The organism is Streptomyces filipinensis (genome assembly GCF_014649495.1).
GTDB classification, from domain to species: domain Bacteria; phylum Actinomycetota; class Actinomycetes; order Streptomycetales; family Streptomycetaceae; genus Streptomyces; species Streptomyces filipinensis.
The window spans coordinates 1,072,966-1,096,854 of record NZ_BMTD01000001.1 but is presented as its reverse complement, the minus strand read 5'-3'; the positions used below and the strand labels follow the sequence as shown (position 1 = coordinate 1,096,854).

Here is a 23,889-nt window from a genome sequence, read left to right as displayed (position 1 = left end):
GCCGAGCGGATCGAGAAGGGCCCGGTCTCCCTGAGGGGAGGCCGGGCCCTTCTCGTGCGTGCGGGTCGGATTCAACCCGCGTAAAAAGGGCGGGCCCCCGGACCGAAGTCCGGGGGCCCGCCCTTTGAGCGCTGCCGACGCCGTTGTCGTACTAGTGCCCGGTGCTCAGTTGTCGTCCTCGTCGATCAGGAACCCGCGCATCGGCGAGGGAGCCTGACCCATCGGGGACGGACCCTGCGGACGGACCGGGGCCATGGGCTGGGTCATGGCCGGGGTCATCTGCTGCTGACCACCGTAGGACGGGGCGGACGGAGCGGGGTTGCCGCCCATCGTCTGGTTGCCGCCGTACGACGGGGCGCTCGCGCCGGCCGGAGCCATGGAGGGCGCCGGGGACGGCGGCAGGGACGCGGTGGCCGGGGTACGCGGCGGGGCCAGCGAGTCGTCGGCCTGGGTCTCCAGCTGGCGCAGCTGGGACTCGAGGTACGACTTCAGGCGCGTGCGGTACTCGCGCTCGAAGCCGCGCAGGTCCTCGACCTTGCGCTCCAGCGTGGCGCGGGCGGACTCCAGGGAGCCCATCGCGACGCGGTGCTTCTCCTGCGCGTCCCGCTCCAGGGCGTCGGCCTTGGCACGGGCGTCACGCTCCAGACCCTCGGCGCGGCTGCGGGCCTCGCCGACGATCTTGTTGGCCTCGGAGCGGGCCTCGGCGATCGCCTGGTCGGCGGTCTGCTGGGCCAGCGAGAGGACACGGGCGGCACTGTCGCCACCAGGGCCCTGACCGGGGCCGCCCATCGGACCGCCCATGGGGCCGCCCATCGGACCGCCCATCTGCTGCTGCATGGGAGGCTGGCCGCCCATCGGGCCCTGGCCCATGGGCCCCTGACCCATCGGGCCCTGACCCATCGGACCCTGGCCCATCGGACCGGGACCCTGGGGACCACCCTGACCGCCGCCGGGACCGGCGGGCAGCTGCGGGGCACCGCTCGGCAGCTGGGGCGGGCCACCCATGGGGCCACCCATCTGCTGCTGCGGCGGGCCCTTGCGCATGTTCTGCTGGTTCTGCGCGGCCGCACGGGTCGCCGCGGCCAGCTTGGCGCGCAGGTCCTCGTTCTCGCGGAGCAGACGGGTCAGTTCGGCTTCGACCTCGTCGAGGAAGGCATCGACCTCGTCCTCGTCATAGCCTTCTCGGAGGCGGACGGTCGTGAACTGCTTGTTCCGCACGTCCTCGGGGGTCAACGGCATCTCTTCACCTCAACGTAGTCATCGGCAGTCGGCAAGACCGTATCGTCCACCCTCATCACATGAATCTCCCCGTGATGGAGAGGAGGATGTAGACGATGATCATCAGTACGAAGAAGGACAGGTCGAGCGCCACGCCCCCGAGACGCAGCGGCGGGATGAACCGCCGCAGAAGCTTCAGCGGTGGATCGGTGACAGTGTAGGTGGCCTCCAGTACGACCACCATCGCCTTGCCGGGTTGCCACGAGCGGGCGAACTGGAACACGTAATCCATGACCAGCCGGAAGATGAGCACGGCGAGGAACACCAGCAGCGCGGTGTGGACCACCGTGACGAACACGCTCATGGCCTGCGCTTCCCTCTCCCCTGCTCCGTGCTCTTCCGAAGTCGATCTGGTTGTGCATCTCAGCTCTGGTTGAAGAACCCGCCCTCTGCGATGCGGGCCTTGTCCTCCGCCGTGACATCGACGTTAGCAGGAGACAACAGGAACACCTTCTGCGTCACCCGCTCGATGCTGCCGTGAAGACCAAACACCAAACCGGCCGCAAAGTCGACAAGTCGCTTCGCGTCTGTGTCATCCATCTCAGTCAGATTCATGATCACCGGGGTGCCCTCACGGAAGTGTTCCCCGATGGTACGGGCTTCGTTGTAGGTCCGGGGGTGAAGCGTGGTGATCCGGTAAGGCTCTCGTTCCGACACGACCTTGGGCATGATCACCGGTGCGTTCTTCTCCAGGGACTGACGTTCTTGTGTGATGGATGCCACGGGCGCGATCCGCGCCGGACGTCCGGATTCCGCGGCGAGCGCCGTCGAACGGGCAACCGATTCGCGCGGCGCGGGCGGTTGCACGATTCGCACCTCTTCGTCCCTTTGGGACTGATGTGCGCTGTGCGCTTGGTGTGAAGATTCATGCCGTCGGTGGTCCCGCTCGGGCTCCGGGTCCAACTCGGGTTCGAAGTCGTCGTCGGGGTCGAATCCGCGGCCGTCGTACCCATCGTCCTCCACGAGGCCGAGGTAGACCGCCATCTTGCGCATCGCGCCGGCCATGCTCTGAGTCCTCCGCTCTGTGGTGGATCGACTGACGACTGCCAAGTGCCCGCGATCCACGTGGTCGTTGTGCCCGCCTTCGCAGGTACTGACCATATTTTCTGCTGTGGTCCGACTTCCTGGCGACGTTACCCGAGCCTGGGGCGGACTCCGAGTACCGCAGTGCCGACGCGCACATGTGTCGCTCCGGCGGCCACGGCCTGTTCGAGGTCCGCACTCATCCCTGCCGACACCATGGTTGCAGCCGGATGGGTTCGGCGCAGGTCGGTCGACAAATCCATGAGCCGCTGAAACGCCTTCTGTTCGCGTCCCGCGTACTCCCCGGTGAGCGGAGCGACGGTCATCAGTCCGTCGAGCCGCAGCCCGGGTGCCTCACCGACGAGGTCGGCCAACTCTTCGATTCCGTCCGGTGCGACGCCGCCGCGCTCACCGCGGCCGTTCACGCCCGCGTCCAGCGCGACCTGGATCAGACAGCCGACCTCGCGCTCCGCCCGCACCGCCTCCCTCGACAGCGCGGTGACGAGCCGGGCGCGGTCGACGGACTGCACGACATCGGCATAGCCGACCACCGAACGGACCTTGTTGGTCTGCAACTGCCCGACAAAATGCCATTTCAGGGGCAGATCCGCGCACGCGGCGGCCTTCGGTGCCGCGTCCTGGTCACGGTTCTCGGCGACGTGACGCACACCGAGTCCCGACAGGATCCGCACATCGCTCGCCGGATAGGTCTTGGTGACCACGATCAGGGTCACCTCTTCCCGCTCGCGCCCCGCCGCCGCACACGCGGCGGTGATGCGCTCCTCCACTTTCGCCAGATTTGCGGCGAGTTCGGTCTTACGGTCCGTCATGCCCCATCAGTCCAGCCACACATAGCCCGCGAGCCGCCCCGTCGTGCGGTCACGGCGGTACGAGAAGTGGTCGCCCGACTCCAGCGTGCACACCGGCGACTGCGCCCGGTCGCGCACCCCGAGCCGGTCGAGCTGCGCGTGCACCCCGGCGCTCACGTCGACCGCCGGCGTACCCCAGCCCGTCTCAGCGTGCGCCGCCGGCTCGACGGCTGCCACTTCGGCCCGCATCCGCTCCGGCACCTCGTAGCACCGCCCGCAGACGGCCGGTCCGGTACGGGCGGTGATCCGGCCCGGCTCGGCACCGAGTTCGATCATGGCCCGTACGGCGGCGGGGACGACCCCCTTCACCATGCCGGGCCGGCCCGCGTGGGCCGCCGCGACGACCCCGGCGGCGGGGTCGGCCAGCAGCACCGGCACGCAGTCGGCGGTGAGGACGGCGAGGGCGAGTCCGCGGCGGGTGGTGACGATCGCGTCGACCTCCGGCACCGGGCGGTCGCCCCAGGGCTCGTCGACGACGGCCACGTCGGCGCCGTGCACCTGGTTCATCCAGACGACCCGGCCCGCGTCGAGGCCGAGCGACTTGGCGGCGCCGTCCCGGTTGGCCCGTACGGCCTCCGGCGCGTCGCCGACCGCGCCACCGAGATTGAGCTCCTCATACGGAGCGGCGCTCACCCCGCCCCACCGGTCGGTGAAGGCGAAGTGCGCGCCGCTCACGCTCTCGCGCTGTCCTATCACTTGAGGAAGTCCGGAACGTCCAGTTCCTCGGCCGCGCTGTCCGAGTAGGTCCGGGGGGCCGGAGTCACCGGCGGGGCGACCGGGACGTCGGGCACCGGCTCGGGCGCCGGCTCCGGCTCCTCCTTGGGCGTCACGCTGCCGAGCGAGCCGAAGGTCGGCCGGCTGGGCTCGGCCGGCCGTGCCGGGGCGGGCTCCTCGCGCCGGGCGGCCGTCGAGGACGAGGCCGAGCCGAGGACGTTGTCCCGGCGGGCCGGCGGCTGGCCGCCGTCGAAGCCGGCCGCGATCACGGTGACCCGGACCTCGTCGCCGAGGGCGTCGTCGATGACCGCGCCGAAGATGATGTTGGCCTCGGGGTGGGCGGCCTCGCTGACCAGCTGGGCGGCCTCGTTGATCTCGAACAGGCCGAGGTCGGAGCCGCCGGAGATGGAGAGCAGCACGCCACGGGCGCCGTCGATGGACGCCTCCAGCAGCGGCGAGGAGATCGCCATCTCGGCCGCGGCCACCGCGCGGTCGTCGCCGCGGGCCGAGCCGATGCCCATGAGGGCCGAACCGGCCTCGGACATGACCGACTTCACGTCGGCGAAGTCGAGGTTGATCAGGCCGGGCGTGGTGATGAGGTCGGTGATGCCCTGCACACCGGAGAGCAGGACCTGGTCGGCGGACTTGAAGGCGTCCAGGACCGAGACCTGGCGGTCCGAGATGGACAGCAGCCGGTCGTTGGGGATGACGATGAGGGTGTCGACCTCTTCGCGCAGTTCGGCGATGCCGTCCTCCGCCTGGTTCGCGCGGCGCCGTCCCTCGAAGGTGAACGGGCGCGTGACCACGCCGATGGTGAGGGCGCCGAGCGAACGCGCGATGTTGGCCACGACCGGCGCGCCGCCGGTGCCGGTGCCGCCGCCTTCTCCGGCCGTCACGAAGACCATGTCGGCCCCCTTGAGGACCTCCTCGATCTCCTCGCGGTGGTCCTCGGCGGCCTTGCGGCCGACGGCCGGGTTGGCTCCGGCGCCGAGTCCGCGGGTGAGTTCCCGGCCGACGTCGAGCTTGACGTCGGCGTCGCTCATCAACAGCGCCTGCGCGTCGGTGTTGATGGCGATGAACTCGACACCCTTGAGACCGACCTCGATCATCCGGTTGATGGCATTGACACCACCGCCGCCGACACCGATGACCTTGATGACTGCGAGGTAGTTCTGCGGTGCTGCCACGTCGAAGGCCTCTCGCCTCGAATTACGTTGTCGCCGCCGGGCGGTGCCCCGCGCCGGGACGACGGATGCCGAATGGGACGGTCCGTAGCGCCGACCCGAACCCTAACCCTGAAGTTTAGGGTTACCAGTGTGTCTGTTCCCTGGAGTCTTCTGAACAGGACACTAAGTCGACAAGTGGCGCCCGTTCAACGAACACGCCGAACCTCCCGTTTTTCTTTTCACCCTATGTGATCAGCCGTAGCAGTGCCCAACCAGGGTGCTGGCCTGCGCTGATGTGCGTCAACTCCGCGATGACGCAGGGGCGGTGGGAACACTGACATCGAAGTGCCGTGCGCCCGGGGCTGCTTTCATGAGAGCTGTGAGGGCCCGTGCCTTGGCGCGGCCGTCCTCGCCGCTGCCCCACGCCACCACGCGGCCGTCGGCCAACTCCAGCGAGATGGTGTCGTAGGAACGGACTTGGACGGTCCGGGTCCGCTGCGCCACGGCGTCCGGCAGATCGCCGGCGACCCGGACCGCTTCGCGTACCAGGCGGTCGGTGCCGAACCGGCGAAAGCCGGCGGCGCCGGAACCCGTGCGGGAGACGGACAATTCCAGCATCGGAACGGCATTCGGCGCCTGCGAAACCGTAGCGAACCGGACACCTTCGTCATCGACTTCGATGAAGTTCCCGCCCTTTGGGATCAGCAGAACCGGAGTGCGCTCGGTCACTTTCAGCCCGATTCCGCGGGGCCAGGAACGGAACGCCTCGACCGTGTCGATCCGGGGCAGTTTCCGGCGCAGTCGGGCCTCGATGCCCGGGATGTCGACGGAAACCATCGGCGCCCCGACCGGCACGGCCGCCGCGTCGCGCACCTCGGCGGGGGTCAGCACGCGCGTGCCGGTCACCGAGACGTGGTCGACGCGCAGCCACGCGGAGCCGTACAGCACCCAGGTCGCGCCGGCGCCGAGAAGCACGACGGCCGCGACCAGGATGACGATCACACGAAGGCGCGGTTTCCCGAACCGGCGGGCGGGAGGCGGGCCGGACGACTCCCGCTGGCGTTCACCGCGCTGGGCGGTCGTCGATCCGGCCACGCTCACTGCCCTTTCGTCATACGGTCCTAACGGCGCGAGGCGATCGCCTCGTACACCATGCCGACGAGCAGCTCGTCGGCGTCCCGGCGGCCGAACTCGCTTGCCGCGCGGGACATCTCGTACAGCCGGTGCGGGTCGGCGAGCACGGGCAGGACGTTCTGCTGCACCCACTCGGGTGTGAGCTCCGCGTCGTCGACGAGGAGTCCGCCGCCGGCCTTCACCACCGGCTGGGCGTTCAGCCGCTGTTCGCCGTTGCCGATGGGCAGCGGGACGTAGGCGGCCGGGAGTCCGACGGCGGAGAGTTCGGCGACGGTCATCGCGCCCGCGCGGCAGAGCATCATGTCGGCCGCGGCGTACGCAAGGTCCATCCGGTCCAGGTAACTTACCGGGACATAGGGGGGCATTCCCGGCATCTGCTGCACCTGCGGCAGTTCGTTCTTCGGGCCGACCGCGTGCAGGATCTGGATGCCGGCCTGCTGGAGCCAGGGCGCGACCTGCTGGACGACCTCGTTGAGGCGCCGGGCGCCCTGGGAGCCGCCGGAGACGAGCAGCGTGGGCAGGTTGGGGTCGAGGCCGAAGCGGTGGCGGCCCTCGGGACGGGCGGCGGCGCGGTCCAGCGTGGCGATGGAGCGGCGCAGCGGGATGCCGATGTAGCGGGCGTCGCGCAGCTTGCTGTCCGGCGTGGAGACGGCGACCCGGGCGGCGTACCGGGAGCCGATCTTGTTGGCCAGGCCGGGGCGGGCGTTCGCCTCGTGGATCACGATGGGCACGCCGAGCCGCTTGGCGGCCAGGTAGCCGGGCAGGGCGACGTAACCGCCGAAGCCGACCACGGCGTCCGCCTTGGTGCGCTCCAGGATCTGCTCGGCGGCTTTGATCGTGCCGCGCAGCCGGCCCGGGACGGTGATCAGCTCGGGGGTGGGCTTGCGGGGCAGCGGCACCGCCGGGATCAGCGCGAGCTCGTAGCCGCGCTCCGGGACGAGCCGGGTCTCCAGGCCCCGCTCCGTGCCCAGGGCCGTGATCCCCACGGTCGGGTCCTGCCTGCGCAGGGCGTCCGCGAGGGCGAGCGCGGGCTCGATGTGGCCCGCGGTGCCCCCGCCGGCGAGTACGACATGCACCGAAATTCACCGCTCTCCGGACGAACGCGCCACCGAGGCACGCCGTCTCATCGTGTTCCATCTCCGAGGCTTCCGGCCGGAGCCGGTGCCTCCCGCCCGCTTTCTACCAAAGCGAGGTTGCCGCATCGCAAGCGCCGCCCGCGCAGCGGGCTCGTCACGCGCGAAGGCGATCAGCAGCCCGGTGGCGAACATGGCCGGCAGCAGGGCGGACCCTCCGTAGGAGAACAGCGGGAGGGGGACGCCGGCGATCGGCAGCAGGCCGAGCACCGCACCGATGTTGATCACCGCCTGGGCGGTGATCCAGGTGGTCACGCCTCCCGCGGCATACCTCACGAAGGGGTCCTCCGTGCGTCCGGCCACGCGGATACCCGCATAGCCTAGAGCCGCGAACAGGGCGAGCACCGACAGCGTCCCCGCCAGGCCCAGTTCCTCACCGGTGACGGCGAAGATGAAGTCGGTGTGGGCTTCTGGGAGTTGGCCCCATTTTTCCACACTCGCGCCGAGTCCGGAGCCGAAGAGTCCGCCGGAGGCCAGGGCGTAGATGCCGTGCACGGCCTGCCAGCAGTCGGCGGCGCCCGCCTTGGGCTCGGTCACCCCGATGCAGGAGAGCCGGGCCATCCGGTTGGGGCTGGTCTTGATGAGGACGAACCCGATCAGGGCGGCGATCTGCAGCACCACGGCGAACAGCCGCGTCGGCGCCCCGGCGAGCCACAGCAGGCCGAACAGGATCGCCGTGAGAATGATCGCGGTGCCCATGTCGCCGCCGAGCATGATCAGCCCCAGCAGCAGGAAGGCGACCGGCACCAGCGGCACCAGCATGTGCTTCCACTGGGTCAGCAGCTTCCTCTCCTGCTTGCGGGCGATCAGGTCCGCGCCCCACAGGACCAGGGCCAGCTTGCCGAACTCGCTCGGCTGGACCTGGAAGGAGCCCCCGAGGGAGATCCAGTTCTGGTTGCCGTTGACCGCCATCCCTATCCCCGGCACCTGCACGAGGGCCATCAGGAAGACGGCACCGGCCAGGATCGGGTAGGCCAGCGCCCGGTGCAGCTTCACCGGCATGCGGGAGGCCGCGAACAGCAGTACGCCGCCCATCACGGCGGCCAGCAACTGCTTGCGGAAGAAGTACGACCCCGGCAGCGACATCTGCAGCGCGGTGATCTGGGAGGCCGAGTAGACCATCACCAGGCCCAGCACGATGATCAGGACGCTGCCGCCGAGGATCAGGTAGTAGGCGGTCAGCGGACGGTCCCAGGCCTTGCGCGCGCGCGTGCAGAACCGTTGCACGGGGTTGTCGCGGGAGGTCCGGGCGACGGCGGGACGCCCGGACGCCCGCTGCACGGGTGGCCGGCCGGTACGGCTACTGGGCATCGGCGCCTCCGGTGAACGTCGACCGTCCCACGCGTCCCTCCCTAGATCCGCCCGGCAGGCGGCCGGGGTCAGGCTTCGAGTTCGCGGACCGCCGCCGCGAACGCGTCACCGCGCTGGTTGTAGTTGGTGAACATGTCCATGGAGGCGCAGGCCGGGGCCAGCAGCACCGTGTCACCGGGCTGCGCGAGCCGCTTCGCTTCCGTCACCGCCTGGAGCATCGCCCCAGTGTCGGTCCGGTCGAGGTCCACAACGGGTACCTCCGGGGCGTGTCGCGCGAGGGCCTCGCGGATCAGGGCACGATCGGCGCCGATCAGGACGGCACCGCGAAGTCGCTTCGCCGACTTGGCGACCAGCTCGTCGAAGGTCGCTCCCTTCGCCAGACCGCCCGCAATCCATACAATCGACTCATATGACGCCAACGATGCTTCGGCGGCATGCGTGTTGGTCGCCTTGGAGTCGTCCACGTACGCCACCGAGTCGATGTCGGCGACGTGCGCGATGCGGTGGGCGTCCGGCCGGAAGGCCCTGAGACCCTCCCGCACGGCCTGGGCGGGCACCCCGAAGGCACGCGCGAGGGCCGCCGCGGCAAGGGCGTTGGCGATGTTGTGCGGGGCCGACGGGTTGACGTCGGAGACCTCGGCCAGCTCCTGGGCGTTCTTCTGCCGGTTCGCCACGAAGGCCCGGTCGACCAGGATGCCGTCGACGACACCGAGTTGGGAGGGCGCGGGGGCGCCGAGGGTGAAGCCGATGGCCCGGCAGCCCTCTTCGACGTCGGCCTCGCGGACCAGGTCCTCGGTGGCCTTGTCCTCGACGTTGTAGACGCAGGCGACCCGATTGCCCTCGTAGATACGGCCCTTGTCGCGGGCGTAGGCCTCCATGGAGCCGTGCCAGTCGAGGTGGTCGGGGGCGAGGTTGAGGACGGCCGCCGAGTGGGCGCGCAGCGAGGGCGCCCAGTGCAGCTGGTAGCTGGAAAGCTCCACGGCGAGTACGTCGTACTCCTCCTCGCCGAGGACCGCGTCCAGCAGGGAGACGCCGATGTTGCCGACGGCGGCCGTGCGCAGGCCGGCCGCCGTCAGGATCGACGCCAGCATCTGCACGGTCGTGGTCTTGCCGTTGGTGCCCGTGACGGCCAGCCAGGGGGCCGCTTCCCGCCCGTCGTGGCCCCGCAGGCGCCAGGCCAGCTCGACGTCGCCCCAGACCGGCACGCCGGCCTTCTCGGCCGCCAGGAACAGCGGCTTGTCGGGCTTCCAGCCTGGCGCGGTGACGATCAGCTCGGTGCCCTCCGGCAGGGAGGCGCCGTCGCCGAGGCGCACGGTGATGCCGAGCGCCTCCAGTGCGGCCGCCTGTTCACGCGCGCGTGCGTCGTCGCCGTCGTTGACGACCGTGACGACCGCCCCGCGCGCGTGCAGCACCCTGGCCGCCGGGACGCCGGAGACACCGAGCCCGGCGACGGTGACGTGCTTGCCCTGGAAGTCGAAGAGCTCCGAGGTGGAGGTCACTTTTCCGCTGCCCATCCCGCATAGAAGAGGCCCAGTCCGACAATCACACAGATTCCCTGGATGATCCAGAACCGGACCACCACCAGGACCTCGGACCAGCCCTTGAGTTCGAAGTGGTGCTGGAGCGGTGCCATCCGGAAGACGCGCTTGCCGGTGAGCCGGAAGGAGCCGACCTGGATGACGACCGACATGGTGATGAGGACGAACAGGCCACCCATGATGGCCACCAGCAGTTCCGTGCGGGAGAGGATCGCCAGACCCGTCAGGACACCGCCGAGGGCGAGCGAGCCGGTGTCGCCCATGAAGATCTTCGCCGGCGAGGTGTTCCACCACAGGAAGCCCAGGCAGGCACCCATCAGCGCGGAGGCGATCACCGCGAGGTCCAGCGGGTCGCGCACCTCGTAGCAGGCGGCCGGGTTGGTCAGGGTCTGCGCGTTGGCGCAGGACTCCTGGAACTGCCAGACACCGATGAACGTGTAGGCGCCGAAGACGAGCACGGAGGCGCCGGTGGCCAGGCCGTCCAGACCGTCGGTCAGGTTCACGCCGTTCGACATCGCGAGGATCATGAACAGCGCCCAGACGACGAACAGCACCGGGCCGATCGTCCAGCCGAAGTCGGTGATGAACGACAGCTTGGTGGAGGCCGGGGTGTTGCCGCGCGCGTCGGCGAACATCAGCGACAGCACGGCGAAGGAGATGCCGACGATCAGCTGGCCGGCCATCTTCGCCTTGGCCCGCAGACCCAGCGAACGCCGCTTGACGATCTTGATGTAGTCGTCGAGGAAGCCGACCAGACCCATGCCGAACATCAGTCCCAGGACCAGGATGCCGGAGTAGGTGGGCGGGTAACCCGTGATGAGCTTGCTCAGGAAGTACGCGGCGATCGTCGCCAGGATGAAGGCGATGCCGCCCATGGTCGGCGTACCGCGCTTGCTGGCGTGCTCGCGCGGGCCGTCGTCACGGATGTACTGGCCGTAGCCCTTGCGGGCGAGGAGCTTGATCAGCAGCGGGGTGCCGATCAGCGTCAGGAAGAGGCCAATGACTCCTGAGAACAGGATCTGCTTCATCATCGGGCGGCAACCTCACCCTCGGCACCGCTCTCGACGAGCGCCTGGGCAACGCTCTCGAGCCCCACCGAACGGGACGCCTTCACGAGTACGACGTCCCCCGGGCGCAACTCGCTGCGCAACAGGTCGATCGCCGCCTGTGCGTCGGACACGTGCACCGACTCCTCACCCCACGAACCCTCGTTATATGCGCCCAGTTGCAGCCAGGAGGCTTCGATCCCCCCGACCGCGACGAGCTTGCTGACGTTGAGCCGGACGGCGAGCCGTCCGACGGCGTCGTGCTCGGCGAGCGCCTCGTCCCCCAGCTCGGCCATCTTGCCGAGCACCGCCCACGTGCGGCGACCCTTGCCCATGGCCGCGAGCGCCCTCAGGGCGGCCCGCGTGGACTCGGGGTTGGCGTTGTAGGCGTCGTTGACGATGGTCACGCCGTCCGGTCGCTCGGTGACCTCCATCCGCCAGCGGGAGAGGGTGCCCGCCTCGGAGAGCGCGGTGGCGATCTCTTCCGCGGACATGCCCAGCTCATGGGCGACGGCGGCCGCGGCGAGCGCGTTCGACACGTGGTGCTCACCGTACAGGCGCATGGTCACATCGCATGCACCGGAGGGTGTGAGAAGCCTGAAGGACGGCTGTCCGCTGTCCGTGAGTCGTACGTTCTCGGCGCGTACGTCCGCTTCGGCCGACTCTCCGAAAAGGACCACCTTCGCCTTGGTACGCGGGGCCATGGCCCTGACCAGCGGGTCGTCGGCGTTGAGGATGGCCGCGCCGTCCTCCGGGAGGCCTTCGACGATCTCGCCCTTGGCCTGGGCGATCTGCTCGCGCCCGCCGAACTCGCCGATGTGGGCGGTGCCGACGTTGAGGACGACGCCGATCTTCGGGGGCGTGAGGTCGGTGAGGTAGCGGATGTGGCCGACACCGCGGGCGCCCATCTCCAGCACGAGGAACTGCGTCTCCTCGGTGGCGGTCAGGGCGGTGAGCGGCAGCCCGATCTCGTTGTTGAGCGACTGCGGCGTGAACACCGTCGGCGCCTTGCGCTGGAGCACCTGCGCGATCAGGTCCTTGGTGCTGGTCTTGCCCGCCGAGCCGGTCAGGGCGACGAGGGTCGCGCCGAGCCGTTTGACGACGTGCCGGGCGAGGGCGCCGAGGGCGGCCTGGACGTCCTCGACGACGATCGCGGGCACGCCGACCGGGCGCGACGCCAGTACGGCGACCGCGCCCGCCTCGACGACCCGCGCCGCGAAGTCGTGGCCGTCCACGCGCTCGCCGACGAAGGCGGCGAACAGGCTGCCGGGCACCACCTCTCGGGAGTCCCGGACGACCGGGCCCGTGACCTGCGTGGACGGATCCGGTATGTCGTGCGTCTGCCCGCCGACGACTGCTGCGATCTCGGCGAGGGAGAGGGCGATCACAAGTTCATCCCCTGGGTCTTCTGGATTTTCATCCCTGGGTCTTCTGGATGGCTTCGCGGAGCACCTGGCGGTCGTCGAAGGGACGGACCACGCCGGCGATGTCCTGGCCCTGCTCGTGGCCCTTGCCCGCGACCAGCACGGTGTCGCCGGCCCGGGCGCGGCCCACGGCGGCGGTGATCGCGGCGGCCCGGTCCTCGAACAGGAGCACCTCGCCGCGCTCGTGCGCGGGCACGGAGGCCGCGCCCTGGAGCATGGTCGCGAGGATCGCGAGGGGGTCCTCGGAGCGGGGGTTGTCGGAGGTCAGTACGGCCGTGTCGGACAGGCGGGCCACGGCCGCGCCCATCGGGGCGCGCTTGGTCTGGTCGCGGTCGCCGCCGCAGCCGAGGACCACGTGCAGCCGGCCCTTGGTGACCTTGCGCAGCGCCTTGAGCACCGACTCGACCGCGTCGGTCTTGTGGGCGTAGTCCACGACCGCGAGGTAGGGCTGTCCGGCGTCCACGCGCTCCAGGCGGCCGGGGACGCCGGGTACGGCGGCGATGCCGTCGGCGGCGGCCTGCGGGTCGAGGCCGGCCGCGGCGAGGGCGACGATGGCGGCGAGGGTGTTCGCCACGTTGAAGGGGCCCGGCAGCGGCGACCTGGCGTGGAGGCGCTCGCCGTCCGGACCGACGACGGTGAACGTCGCGTCCATGGGCCCGACCTGGACGTGCTCGGCCCGCCAGTCGGCGTCGGGGTGGCCCTCGGCGGAGAAGGTGACGACGGGGACCGTGGCCTCCTCGGCCAGCCGGCGGCCGTACTCGTCGTCGGCGTTGACCACGCCGAGTCTGCTGCGCCGCGGCGTGAACAGCTGTGCCTTGGCCCGGAAGTAGTCCTCCATGTCGGAGTGGAACTCCATGTGCTCCGGGCTGAGGTTGGTGAAGACGGCGACGTCGAAGACGCAGCCGTCGACCCGGCCGAGGACCAGGGCGTGGCTGGAGACCTCCATGGCGACCGCCTCGACACCGCGCTCGCGCATGACGGCGAAGAGCGCCTGCAGGTCGGTGGCTTCCGGGGTGGTGCGCTCGGACTTGATGCGTTCGTCGCCGATGCGCATCTCGACCGTGCCGACGAGACCGGTGGACTTCGCGGTGCGCAGTCCGCCCTCGACCAGATAGGCCGTGGTGGTCTTGCCGGAGGTGCCGGTGATGCCGATCTGGAGCAGGTCGTGCCCGGGCCGGCCGTAGATGGTGGCCGCGAGTGCGCCCATCCGCGCGCGCGGGTCGTCCACGACGAGGACCGGCAGTCCGGTCGCGGCCGCGCGCTCGGCGCCCGTCGGGTCGGTGAGCACGGCGACCGCGCCGAGGCCGGCGGCCTGGGTGACGAAGTCGGCGCCGTGCAGGCGGGCGCCCGGCAGGGCGGCGTACAGGTCACCGGGGCGGACGGCGCGCGAGTCGTGGGTGATCCCCGTGACCTCGGCGGCGGCCTCCGGGGCGGCGGCACCCAGCTGATCGGCCAGTTCCGCGAGGGGTGTGGCGGAGACCTCGACCGGTCGCGGCGGTCCCGGATATGTCACGGAAGCGCCCTTCTGGGTGGTTTGGGACTGATCAGCGTGTGGCACGGCGGTGAGCGTACCCGCCGCACCCGCTCCGGGGCGAAGTGAGGGGCGTGAGGCGCCTTGGTTCCCGGGTTCCGGGGTGATCGTTGTCACGGGCTGGTTCCTGGTGTTTCCGAGGTGCTGATCAGGGCTTGTAGTCGACGGGCAGGTTGGCGGGCTGCGCCCCGGTCGGCGGCACCTGCAGGGTCTTCAGCGCGAACTCCATCACCTGCTTGTAGATGGGACCGCAGATCTGGCCGCCGTAGTAGCTGCCGGAGGTGGCGTTCTGGATGGCGCAGTAGACGGTGATGCGGGGGTTGTCCGCAGGCGCGAAGCCGGCGAACGACGAGGTGTATCCGTGGTACCTGCCGGTGGCCGGATCCACACGGTTGGCCGTGCCGGTCTTGCCCGCGACCCGGTAGCCGGGGATGCGGGCCTTGATGCCGGTGCCCTGCTCGTCGTCCACGACGGACTCCAGCATCTGGGAGAGGGCCGTGGCGGTCTTCTGGCTGACGACCCGGGTGTCCTTGGGCTTGGGCGCGGGGGTGAAGCGTCCGTCGGGGCCCTTGGTGCCGCGCACCAGGGTCGGCTCGATCCGGACCCCGCCGTTGGCGATGGTCGAGTAGACGGAGGCGGCCTGCAGGGCGTTGAGGGAGAAGCCCTGGCCGAAAGGAATCGTGTACTGCTGCGAAGTGGACCACTTCTGGTACGGCGAGAGGATGCCGGGGGTCTCACCGGGGAAGCCGAGCCCGGTGGAGCTGCCGATGCCGAACTTGCGCAGGTAGGAGTAGAGGACCTTGTTCGCCTCGGACTGCGTGCGGCCGAGCTGGCCGGTGGCCAGGATGGTGCCGATGTTGCTGGACTTGGCGAGGACGCCGTTCAGCGTGAGGTACCAGGTGTCGTGGTCGACGTCGTCGGAGAAGAGCCGGTCGCCGCGGTGCAGCCGGTTGGGTACGACGACGTGGGTGAGCGGGGTCGCGGCGTTCTCCTCCAGCACGGCCGCCATGGACATCACCTTGGCGGTGGAGCCGGGCTCGTAGGCGTCCTGGAGGGCAGCGTTGCCCATGGCCTCCGCGTCCGCCTCGGACAGGTTGTTCGGGTCGAAGCCGGGCGCGTCGGCCATGGCCAGGATCTCGCCGCTGCGGGTGTCCTGGACGATCACGTACCCGCGGTCCGCCCTGGACCTGCGCACCTGCTCGGTGATGGCGTTCTGCGCGGCCCACTGGATGTCGCGGTCGATGGTCAGCTCGACGTCGGAGCCGGGCACGGCGGGTGTCTCGTTGGACCCGGCCGTGGGCACCTCGCGGCCGCCGGACTGGGCGTAGCGGATCTTGCCGTCCTTGCCCGACAGCTGCTTGTTCAGCTCCTGCTCGATGCCGCCGCCGCCCTGGCCGTCGGCGTTGACCCAGCCGAGTGTCCCGGCGGCGAGGTCGCCGTTGGGATACACCCGCTGGCTGCTGGGGTCGGCGAAGACGCCGGCCAGCACGTTGGCGGTGCCGTGGTCCGTCTCGGACTTCTTGGCGAGCGCGGCCTTCAGGTCCTTGATCTGCTTCCAGACCTGCGGGGTCTGCCGGGTGGCGAGCCGGGTGTAGCGGGAGCTGCTGTTCCTGGGCCGCAGCTTCTTCACGAGCTCGGCCTGGCTCTGCCCGAGGATCGGCGAGAGCAGCGCGGCGGCCTGCTCCGGGCCGTCGCCGACCTGCAGCTGCTTCCTGCTGAACATCGTGGGGTCGGCCGTGATGTCGTACGCGTCCTCGCTGATGGCGAGGGCCACGCCGTTACGGTCGGTGATCCCGCCGCGTTCGGCGGCCAGCGTGTGCACGACATAGCGGTTCTGCTCGGCCCGCGCGGCGAGTGCGCTGGCGTCGACGGCCTGCACCTGGAGCAGCCGCACGACGAAGGCCAGCAGCACCAGGGTCAGGGCGAGGCTGACCATGCGCAGCCGGGGCCGGGCGCTGCCCAGCCGGAGGGGGCGCTGGCCCGGCGGCCGGGCGCCGCTCGGCCGCCGCGCCGGACGCGCACCGGGCCCGGGCTGGCGCCGCACGGCGCTCCTGGGCCGAGGCGGTTTGGCAGGCCCGGGCACACGACGGCGCGGCGCTTCCCTGTCGGACACTTCCGTCACCTGCCGGGGGTCGGGGTGGGGATGGGCTGGGCGGCGGCGGGCGGTGGTGGTACGGCCCCCGCCGGGGCGGAGGGCGCGGGGACGGACTGGGACTGTCCCTGCGCCGGTACGGGAGAGACGGGCGTGGACGGGGTCGCGGAAAGGGCGGCGGCCGGGGTCACGGTCTCGGGGGCGACCGGGCCGGTGAGGGCGGCGGGGTCGGGCCTCGCGACACCCGTGACGCCCTTGACGGTGCCGTCGGGGTTGAGGAAGGCCGGGTCGCCGCCGGGGACCATGCCGAGCTGGCGGGCCCGGCGCTGGAGGGCGTCGGGGGCCGAGTAGGCGTCGATGTCCCGCTGGAGGGCCTGTTCCTCGTCGGTGAGGCTCCTCGTCTCCTTCTGCAGGGCGTCGAGTTTGAACGAGCCTTCGCTGAGCGCGGAGTTCAGCACCAGGAGCCCGATGAGGCCGCCGCCGAGCAGCAGGACGACGAGGAGGACGAACGGGGCACGGGCGGCCCGGGCGCGGCCGGCCGGCAAGAGCCGGGCGAGCCGCGCGGCCCGCCCCTTCAGTTCGGGTTTCCTAGGCACGGCTCCCCCGGTCCGTGCGGGCGTCGAAGCGGCCCGTCTCGCTCACTCGGCGTCCTCCCTGATGCGCTCGGCGCCGCGCAGCCTGGCGGGTGCGGCCCGGCGGTTCTCGGCGACCTCTTCCTCGGTGGGAAGTTCGGCACCCCGGGTGAGCAGCTTGAGCCGCGGCTGGTAGCGCTCGGGCACGACCGGCAGCCCGGGCGGCGCGGTGGACGCGGCGCCGGCCGCGAACACCTGCTTGACCAGCCGGTCCTCCAGCGAGTGGTACGACAGCACCGCGATCCGCCCGCCGACGTCGAGGGCCTTCACCGCCGCGGGGATCGCCCGCTCCAGGACGGACAGCTCCCCGTTGACCTCGATGCGCAGCGCCTGGAAGGTGCGCTTGGCGGGGTTGCCGCCGGTGCGCTTGGCGGCCTGCGGCAGGGCGTCCCGGATCAGCTCCACGAGCCGGGCGCTGTTGCTGAACGGCTCCTTCTCGCGTTCGCGCACGATCGCGGCCACGATCCGCTTGGCCTGCTTCTCCTCGCCGTACGCGCGCAGGATGCGCACGAGTTCGCCCGGCGGGTAGGTGTTGAGGACCTCGGCGGCACTCATGCCGGTCGTCTGGTCCATCCGCATGTCCAGCGGCGCGTCCTGGGCGTAGGCGAAGCCGCGGCCGGCCTCGTCCAGTTGCATGGAGGAGACCCCGAGGTCGAACAGGACGCCCTGCACGCGCGCGATGCGCAGCCGGCGCAGCACGTCGGGCAGCTCGTCGTAGACGGCGTGCACCAGGGTGGCGCGCTCGCCGAAGGGCGCCAGGCGCTCGCCGGACAGCCGCAGCGCCTCCTTGTCCCGGTCGAGGCCGATCAGCCGCGCCTCGGGGAACCGGCTCAGCAGCGCCTCGCTGTGCCCGCCGAGGCCGAGTGTGCAGTCGACGACCACCGCTCCCGGGCGCTCCAGGGCGGGCGCCAGCAGGTCCAGGCACCGCTGGAGCATCACCGGGACGTGTCGACTCTGGCTCAAGGGGGCCTCTCATCTTCCGGCGCGGCCCGTACGCACCGCCGGGTCCCCGCCAGCTCGTGAAGGGGAGGCCTGCCGGCGCCGGAAGCGTCAGCCGGACCGGGAGCGGGAGGAGGCCGAGCCGTGCGTACGCGCCGCGCACGCGGGGAGACGGCCCGGGTGCGAGCCGGGGTCTCCGGGGTTTCACCAGCAGGGAGAGCCACGTCTCCCGCTTCGCGCCACTTTAGTCCACCGTGTCGCGCGGTCAATCAACCGGCCTGCGCGTCGCCTACCGCATCGCGGCGGGAGCCGCAATTCGGCGGTGTTCACCCGTCCGGAGCAGGTTTGCCCCACGTGTGGGGTGGCTCACAACAAGCCGTGATGACGTTCTTTGTCCCGACTCACAGCGGGCCAGGACCGGGCGTGACCAGTAACGTCATGAGTATGACGACTTCCGCAGCAGTTCCCACTGGATCCGAAGGCGCCATAACGGACGGCGGCACCGTGACGGAGCGCCTGGTGGAGGCCAACCGGCGGTACGCCGCCGCGTTCGCCGACCCCGGCATGGACGCCCGTCCCGTTCTCCAGGTCGCCGTGGTCGCCTGCATGGACGCCCGCCTCGACCTGCACAAGGCCCTCGGCCTGCAGCTCGGCGACTGTCACACCATCCGCAACGCGGGCGGCGTCGTCACCGACGACGTGATCCGCTCCCTGACCATCAGCCAGCGGGCGCTCGGCACCCGCAGCGTCGTGCTGATCCACCACACCGGCTGTGGCATGGAGTCCATCACCGAGGACTTCCGGCACGACCTGGAGATGGAGGTCGGTCAGCGCCCGGCGTGGGCGGTGGAGTCCTTCCGGGACGTCGACCAGGACGTGCGCCAGTCCATGCAGCGCGTGCGCACCTCGCCGTTCCTGCTGCACACGAACGACGTACGCGGTTTTGTGTTCGACGTGCGCACCGGTCTCCTGCGCGAGGTCGACCCGGCCTGACCGGACGCGCCGGCCGGCCACCCCGGAAGCATCCCGCCGCAGCCGTATCGAAAACGCGGTCGAAAAAGCCGTAAGACCGACATCGTGCGGGCAGTTGTCCACAGGCGAGTGACACGAATCGGTAACGGCGGCAAGAATGCGGGGGTGACGTCACGCGGAACCTTTCCCGCGTGGTGTCCGTGTTTCGGGGTGGGCCGGTTTCGCAAGCAGCGTCGGCCCGGAAAGTACGGGCCGAGGAGGGCCGGGTGACGACCTATGACGATCGAGCGAGCCTCACTGATCTGACCGCCACGGTGGAGCGGGTGCGCGGTTCGGTGGAGGGCGTGATCGAGGGAAAGCCCGAGGTCGTACGGCTGGCCCTGACCGTGCTGCTCGCCGAGGGCCACCTGCTGATCGAGGATGTCCCCGGCGTGGGCAAGACGATGCTGGCCAAGGCGCTGGCGCGGTCCATCGACTGCTCGGTGCGGCGCATCCAGTTCACGCCCGACCTGCTGCCCTCGGACATCACCGGTGTGTCCATCTGGGACCAGCAGCGCCGGGACTTCGAGTTCAAGCCGGGCGCCATCTTCGCGCAGATCGTGATCGGCGACGAGATCAACCGCGCCTCGCCCAAGACCCAGTCGGCGCTGCTGGAGTCCATGGAGGAGCGGCAGGTCACCATCGACGGGCAGACCTACGAACTGCCCAGTCCCTTCATGGTGGTGGCCACCCAGAACCCGGTCGAGATGGAGGGCACCTACCCGCTGCCCGAGGCCCAGCGCGACCGCTTCATGGCCCGCGTCTCCGTCGGCTATCCCAGCGTGGACGCCGAGTTGCAGATGCTGGACATCCACGGCGGGGTCAGCCCGCTGGAGGACCTGCAGCCGGTGGCGCACGCCCACGAGATCGTGAAGCTGATCGAGGCGGTGCGCACCGTGCACGTCTCCGAGCCGGTCCGCCGGTACGCGGTGGAGCTGGTCGCCGCCACCCGCACCCACCCCGACCTCAGACTCGGCGCCTCCCCGCGCGCGACGCTGCATCTGCTGCGCGCGGCGAAGGCGTCCGCGGCCCTGGCCGGCCGGGAGTACGCGCTGCCGGACGACGTCCAGGCACTCGCCGTCGCCGTCCTCGCGCACCGCCTGCTGCCCACGGCGCAGGCGCAGCTGAACCGCCGCACGGCCGAGCAGGTCGTGCAGGAGATCCTCCAGCACACCCCGCTGCCCGCGGCACCGGGCCGGCAGGCACCGGGCTTCGGCGGCCTCGGCCGGAACGTCCCGGCGTATCCGCAGCAGCCCCCGCGGAGTCTGTGATGGGCACCGGGGGGGCCGGGCAGGCGGAGGCCGACCGCGGGGAGACGGGCGGCGTCCGTACGGCCCTGGCGGGTCTGACCACCCGCGGTCGTTCCTTCCTGGCGGCCGGGATCGCGGCCGCGATCTGCGCGTACGTCCTGGGCCAGAGCGATCTGCTGCGCGTCGGCCTGCTGCTGGCCGTGCTGCCCCTGACCTGCGCGACGGTCGTGTACCGCACCCGCTACCGGGTCTCCGGCACCCGCCGGCTCGCCCCGGCGCGCGTGCCGGCCGGCACCGAGGCCCGGGTGCACCTGCGGATGGACAACGTCTCCCGGCTGCCCACCGGCCTGCTGATGCTCCAGGACCGGGTGCCGTACGTCCTCGGACCGCGGCCCCGGTTCGTGCTGGACCGGGTGGAGCCGGGCGGCCGCCGCGAGGTGTCCTACCGGGTCCGCTCCGACCTGCGCGGCCGCTACCCGCTGGGCCCGCTGCAGCTGCGGCTGACGGACCCCTTCGGGATGTGCGAACTGACCCGCTCCTTCTCGGCGCACGACACCCTGACGGTCATCCCGCGCGTGCAGCCGCTCGCCGCGGTCCGCTTCAGCGGCGAGGCCCAGGGGTACGGCGACGGGCGGCAGCGGTCGCTGGCGCTGGCGGGCGAGGACGACGTGATCCCGCGCGGCTACCGCTACGGCGACGATCTGCGCCGGGTGCACTGGCGGTCCACCGCGCGCTACGGCGAGCTGATGGTGCGCCGCGAGGAACAGCCCCGGCGCGCCCGCTGCACCGTGCTGCTGGACACCCGGGGTGGTGCCTACGAGGGCGCGGGCCCCGACTCGGCCTTCGAGTGGGCCGTCTCCGGCGCCGCCTCGGTGCTGGTGCACATGCTCGAACGCGGCTTCTCGGTACGGCTGCTGACCGACAGCGGCAGCGTGGTGCCCGGCGAGGGCGCCGACGGGTTCGCCGGCACCGGCCAGGAGACCGCGGAGGCGGCCGGGCTGATGATGGACACCCTCGCGGTGATCGACCACTCCGACGGGACCGGCCTGTCCCGGGCGTACGACGTGCTGCGCGGCGGCAACGAGGGGCTGCTGGTCGCCTTCCTGGGCGACCTGGACGAGGAACAGGCCGCGACGGTCGCCAGGATGAGCCGGCGCAGCGGCGGTGCCGTCGCCTTCGTGCTGGACCCCCACACGTGGGTGCGGGAGACGACCGACGGGCCGCTGCCGGGCGACCGGCACGCCGAACGCCTGCGGCTGCTGCGCGAGTCGGGCTGGACCGCGCTGAGCGTGCCGCGCGGCGCCGCGCTGAACGCGCTGTGGCAGCAGGCGGACCGGGAGCGCTCGGGCCTGGTGCCGTCGAGCGGGGAGGCCAGGGGATGAGCGGGCGGGCACGACTGGCGCTGTGCGCGGCGGCGGCCACGCTGATGGCCTCCTGCGCGCTGCTGCCCCTGGTGGCCGAGCCGACCTGGCTGCTGCAGCTGGTGCCGCTGCTGGCCGTGCAGAGCGGGGTGGGTGCCGCGGCCCGCCGGGTGCCGCTGGGCCGGCCGCTGACCGTGGTGGCGCAGGCGCTGGCCACGCTGGTGCTGCTGACGCTGGTCTTCGCGCGGGAGCACGCGATCATCGGGCTGGTCCCGGGGCCGGACGCCTTCCGGCACTTCGCCGATCTGCTCCAGCAGGGCTCCAACGACGTCGGCGAGTACGCGATCCCGGCGCCCCTCACCGAAGGCATCAAGCTGATGCTGATCGGCGGTGCCCTGGTGATCGGCCTGCTGGTGGACACGCTCGCGGTGACCTTCCGCAGCGCGGCCCCGGCCGGGCTGCCGCTGCTCGCGCTGTACTCGGTGGCCGCCGGGCTGTCCCAAGGCGCCGCCGACTGGCTGTGGTTCCTGGTGGCGGCGGCCGGCTATCTGATGCTGCTGCTCGCCGAGGGCCGGGACCGGCTGGCTCAGTGGGGCCGGGTCTTCGGTGGCGCTCCCCGTTCCCCGGGCTCCCCGGAGGACGGCGCGGTGGCGCCGGTGCGCACCGGACGCCGGATCGGGGCGGTGGCGCTGGGCGTGGCCCTGATGGTTCCGCTGGCGCTGCCCGCGATGCAGGGCGGCCTGCTGGACGCCGCCGGGACGGGCGTGGGGGCCGGCAGCGGCGAGGGGCTCGGGGGCGGCGCGGTCAACCTGCTGGTGGCACTGCGCGACAACCTGAACACGGACAACGACCGCCAGGTGCTGACCCTGCGGACCAGCACCAACGACATCTCGGACCTGTATCTGCGGATCGCCTCCCTGGACGACTTCGACGGCACCACCTGGAAGCCGGCGCAGCGGCGCGTCGTCGGCGTGCCGGACCGGTTCCCCACGCCCCTCGGCCTCGGCGCGGACATCAAGCGCGGCACGGTGACGACCACGGTCACGGCGGCGGACTGGTACGCCCAGGACTGGCTGCCGATGCCTTACCCGCCGAGCGGGGTGAAGATCGGCGGACGCTGGCGCTACGAACCGGTCGGCATGGCCGTCGTCGGCGACCACGGCCAGACCACGCGCGGCGCGGCCTACCAGGTGACCAGCCTGGACCTGCGGCCGACCGCGCAGCAGCTGTCCACCGCGCCGGAGCCGCCCGCGGCCCTGAAGCGCGAGTACACCGAGGTGCCGTCCTCGCTGCCGAAGGTGGTGGCCAAGACCGCCGAGGAGATCACCGCGGGCGCGCGCAGCCACTACGAGGAAGCGGTCAAGCTCCAGGACTACTTCGCCGTCACGGGCGGCTTCCAGTACGACACCCAGGTGGAGGTCGGCCGCGGCCCGGACGCCATCGCGAACTTCCTGAAGAAGAAGGAGGGCTTCTGTGTCCACTTCTCCTTCGCGATGGCGGCGATGGCCCGCACGCTCGGCATTCCGGCCCGGGTCGCGGTGGGCTTCGCGCCGGGCACCCCGCAGGCGGACGGCACGGTCGCGGTGAGCCAGAAGGACGCGCACGCCTGGCCCGAGCTGTACTTCGAGGGCGTGGGCTGGACCCGCTTCGAGCCGACCCCGACCCGCGGCACGACACCGTCGTACACCCAGTCGGACACGCCCGGCACCTCGCTGCCGGACCAGGACCTGCCCTCGCACCACTCGTCCACGGCGCCCTCGGCGGCACCCTCGGCGAGCGAGAGCTGCACGCCCGAGCTGGTCAAGGTGCAGGGCTGCGACACCGCGTCCGCGGCGGCGGTCCCGAGCGACGGCGGCGGTGGCCCGGGCCCGGGGTGGTACCTGCTGATCGGCCTGGCCGCGCTGGTGGTGCTGGCCCTGCCGCTGTCGCCGCTGCTGTGGCGGCTGCGGGTGCGGTCGGCGCGGCTGGGCGGGCACGCCCGGACCGAGCAGGGCGCGGCGGGACACACCCTGGCGGTCTGGCGGGAGCTGACGGACAGCGCCTGGGACCACGGCATCCCGCCGGACGAGTCGCTGACCCCGCGCAGGGCGGCGGCCCGGATCGTCGGTCTCGGCCGGCTGGACCCGGCGGCCGGTGCCGCGGTGCACCGGGTGGCGGACGCCGTGGAGCAGGTGCTGTACGCGCCCCGGCCGCGCCCGGCGGCCGGAGTGGCGGAGGACGTGCGCCGGGTGGTCGAGGGGCTGCGCGGCACGGTGAGCACCGGCACGCGGCTGCGGGCGCTGTTCCTGCCCCGCTCGTCGGTGCGGGTGCTGTGGGCGGTGGCGGACCGCTGGTCCGCGCTCCGGGCCCGGGCGGCCGCGGCCAGGCCAGGCCCGAGCCGGCCCTCGCAGCAACAGGGCTGAGACAGCGCTGAGGGGCGGCCACCCGCGGTGGTCGC

Annotated in this window: 20 protein-coding genes; 4 read left to right on the top strand and 16 right to left on the bottom strand. The window is 71.5% G+C overall.

Going from position 1 to position 23,889, the window contains the following annotated elements; all coding sequences use genetic code 11:
* Positions 1–165: 165 nt before the first annotated feature.
* The 16 genes from IE244_RS04950 to rsmH all read right to left on the bottom strand — a co-directional run bounded on the left by IE244_RS04950 (position 166) and on the right by rsmH (position 17,854).
* Positions 166–1,239, bottom strand: a complete 1,074-nt coding sequence (locus IE244_RS04950) for a DivIVA domain-containing protein (RefSeq protein WP_191871341.1) — start codon at positions 1,237–1,239, stop codon at positions 166–168.
* Between the two features lie 55 nt (positions 1,240–1,294).
* Positions 1,295–1,582, bottom strand: coding sequence for a YggT family protein (locus IE244_RS04945; protein WP_031166475.1), 288 nt, complete (start codon positions 1,580–1,582; stop codon positions 1,295–1,297).
* A 59-nt stretch (positions 1,583–1,641) separates the two neighbouring features.
* On the bottom strand, positions 1,642–2,283 hold the full coding sequence (locus IE244_RS04940; protein WP_031166478.1) for a cell division protein SepF: 642 nt from the start codon (positions 2,281–2,283) through the stop codon (positions 1,642–1,644).
* A 128-nt stretch (positions 2,284–2,411) separates the two neighbouring features.
* A complete protein-coding gene (locus IE244_RS04935; RefSeq protein ID WP_191871340.1) occupies positions 2,412–3,131 on the bottom strand; it encodes a YggS family pyridoxal phosphate-dependent enzyme in 720 nt (239 codons plus the stop codon).
* Between the two features lie 6 nt (positions 3,132–3,137).
* Positions 3,138–3,866, bottom strand: a complete 729-nt coding sequence (pgeF, locus tag IE244_RS04930) for a peptidoglycan editing factor PgeF (protein WP_191871339.1) — start codon at positions 3,864–3,866, stop codon at positions 3,138–3,140.
* Positions 3,863–5,071, bottom strand: a complete 1,209-nt coding sequence (gene ftsZ / locus IE244_RS04925; protein ID WP_191871338.1) for a cell division protein FtsZ — start codon at positions 5,069–5,071, stop codon at positions 3,863–3,865. The genes pgeF and ftsZ overlap by 4 nt, the downstream gene beginning before the upstream one ends.
* Positions 5,072–5,350: 279 nt before the next feature.
* Positions 5,351–6,145, bottom strand: a complete 795-nt coding sequence (locus IE244_RS04920; protein WP_191871337.1) for a cell division protein FtsQ/DivIB — start codon at positions 6,143–6,145, stop codon at positions 5,351–5,353.
* Positions 6,146–6,171: 26 nt separating this feature from the next.
* Positions 6,172–7,260, bottom strand: a complete 1,089-nt coding sequence (murG, locus tag IE244_RS04915; protein WP_031166490.1) for an undecaprenyldiphospho-muramoylpentapeptide beta-N-acetylglucosaminyltransferase — start codon at positions 7,258–7,260, stop codon at positions 6,172–6,174.
* Positions 7,261–7,266: 6 nt separating this feature from the next.
* Entirely contained in the window at positions 7,267–8,628 is a 1,362-nt protein-coding gene (gene ftsW / locus IE244_RS04910) for a putative lipid II flippase FtsW (RefSeq protein WP_191871336.1), read from the bottom strand.
* 68 nt (positions 8,629–8,696) lie between these two features.
* A complete protein-coding gene (murD, locus tag IE244_RS04905) occupies positions 8,697–10,142 on the bottom strand; it encodes a UDP-N-acetylmuramoyl-L-alanine--D-glutamate ligase (RefSeq protein ID WP_191871335.1) in 1,446 nt (481 codons plus the stop codon).
* Positions 10,124–11,197, bottom strand: coding sequence for a phospho-N-acetylmuramoyl-pentapeptide-transferase (gene mraY / locus IE244_RS04900; protein WP_079071365.1), 1,074 nt, complete (start codon positions 11,195–11,197; stop codon positions 10,124–10,126). The genes murD and mraY overlap by 19 nt, the downstream gene beginning before the upstream one ends.
* Complete coding sequence (locus tag IE244_RS04895; RefSeq protein ID WP_191871334.1) at positions 11,194–12,600, bottom strand: UDP-N-acetylmuramoyl-tripeptide--D-alanyl-D-alanine ligase; 1,407 nt, start codon at positions 12,598–12,600, stop codon at positions 11,194–11,196. Before IE244_RS04895 ends, mraY begins: the two co-directional genes overlap by 4 nt.
* A 28-nt stretch (positions 12,601–12,628) precedes the next feature.
* The gene (locus IE244_RS04890) at positions 12,629–14,149 is read right to left on the bottom strand and encodes a UDP-N-acetylmuramoyl-L-alanyl-D-glutamate--2,6-diaminopimelate ligase (RefSeq protein ID WP_191871333.1); all 1,521 of its coding nucleotides are present in this window, start codon (positions 14,147–14,149) and stop codon (positions 12,629–12,631) included.
* Positions 14,150–14,315: 166 nt separating this feature from the next.
* Positions 14,316–16,280 carry a penicillin-binding transpeptidase domain-containing protein gene (locus tag IE244_RS04885; RefSeq protein ID WP_308436251.1) on the bottom strand — a complete coding sequence of 655 codons (1,965 nt, stop codon included), beginning with the start codon at positions 16,278–16,280 and terminating at the stop codon, positions 14,316–14,318.
* A 5-nt stretch (positions 16,281–16,285) separates the two neighbouring features.
* Entirely contained in the window at positions 16,286–16,855 is a 570-nt protein-coding gene (gene ftsL / locus IE244_RS04880; RefSeq protein WP_191871331.1) for a cell division protein FtsL, read from the bottom strand.
* Positions 16,856–16,897: 42 nt separating this feature from the next.
* Positions 16,898–17,854 carry a 16S rRNA (cytosine(1402)-N(4))-methyltransferase RsmH gene (gene rsmH, locus IE244_RS04875; protein WP_191871330.1) on the bottom strand — a complete coding sequence of 319 codons (957 nt, stop codon included), beginning with the start codon at positions 17,852–17,854 and terminating at the stop codon, positions 16,898–16,900.
* Between the two features lie 357 nt (positions 17,855–18,211).
* On the opposite strand from rsmH, the gene IE244_RS04870 reads away from it, so the two are divergent.
* The 4 genes from IE244_RS04870 (at position 18,212) to IE244_RS04855 (ending at position 23,854) form a co-directional block, all read left to right on the top strand.
* Positions 18,212–18,823 (top strand): beta-class carbonic anhydrase, encoded by a 612-nt coding sequence (locus IE244_RS04870; protein ID WP_191871329.1) that lies wholly within the window; start codon positions 18,212–18,214, stop codon positions 18,821–18,823.
* Between the two features lie 245 nt (positions 18,824–19,068).
* Positions 19,069–20,112, top strand: a complete 1,044-nt coding sequence (locus IE244_RS04865) for an AAA family ATPase (protein ID WP_191871328.1) — start codon at positions 19,069–19,071, stop codon at positions 20,110–20,112.
* Positions 20,112–21,473 carry a DUF58 domain-containing protein gene (locus IE244_RS04860; RefSeq protein WP_191871327.1) on the top strand — a complete coding sequence of 454 codons (1,362 nt, stop codon included), beginning with the start codon at positions 20,112–20,114 and terminating at the stop codon, positions 21,471–21,473. The genes IE244_RS04865 and IE244_RS04860 overlap by 1 nt, the downstream gene beginning before the upstream one ends.
* Positions 21,470–23,854, top strand: a complete 2,385-nt coding sequence (locus tag IE244_RS04855) for a transglutaminase TgpA family protein (RefSeq protein WP_191871326.1) — start codon at positions 21,470–21,472, stop codon at positions 23,852–23,854. Before IE244_RS04860 ends, IE244_RS04855 begins: the two co-directional genes overlap by 4 nt.
* Positions 23,855–23,889 lie beyond the last annotated feature (35 nt).

Excerpts from the sequence above, each read along its gene's own strand:
- IE244_RS04935 (WP_191871340.1), bottom strand. The coding sequence starts at position 3,131 with ATGACGGACCGTAAGACCGAACTCGCCGCAAATCTGGCGAAAGTGGAG.
- IE244_RS04860 (WP_191871327.1), top strand. The coding sequence starts at position 20,112 with ATGGGCACCGGGGGGGCCGGGCAGGCGGAGGCCGACCGCGGGGAGACG.
- ftsW (WP_191871336.1), bottom strand. The coding sequence starts at position 8,628 with ATGCCCAGTAGCCGTACCGGCCGGCCACCCGTGCAGCGGGCGTCCGGG.
- IE244_RS04945 (WP_031166475.1), bottom strand. The coding sequence starts at position 1,582 with ATGAGCGTGTTCGTCACGGTGGTCCACACCGCGCTGCTGGTGTTCCTC.
- murD (WP_191871335.1), bottom strand. The coding sequence starts at position 10,142 with ATGGGCAGCGGAAAAGTGACCTCCACCTCGGAGCTCTTCGACTTCCAG.
- IE244_RS04950 (WP_191871341.1), bottom strand. The coding sequence starts at position 1,239 with ATGCCGTTGACCCCCGAGGACGTGCGGAACAAGCAGTTCACGACCGTC.
- IE244_RS04855 (WP_191871326.1), top strand. The coding sequence starts at position 21,470 with ATGAGCGGGCGGGCACGACTGGCGCTGTGCGCGGCGGCGGCCACGCTG.
- IE244_RS04940 (WP_031166478.1), bottom strand. The coding sequence starts at position 2,283 with ATGGCCGGCGCGATGCGCAAGATGGCGGTCTACCTCGGCCTCGTGGAG.
- mraY (WP_079071365.1), bottom strand. The coding sequence starts at position 11,197 with ATGATGAAGCAGATCCTGTTCTCAGGAGTCATTGGCCTCTTCCTGACG.
- IE244_RS04870 (WP_191871329.1), top strand. The coding sequence starts at position 18,212 with ATGACGTTCTTTGTCCCGACTCACAGCGGGCCAGGACCGGGCGTGACC.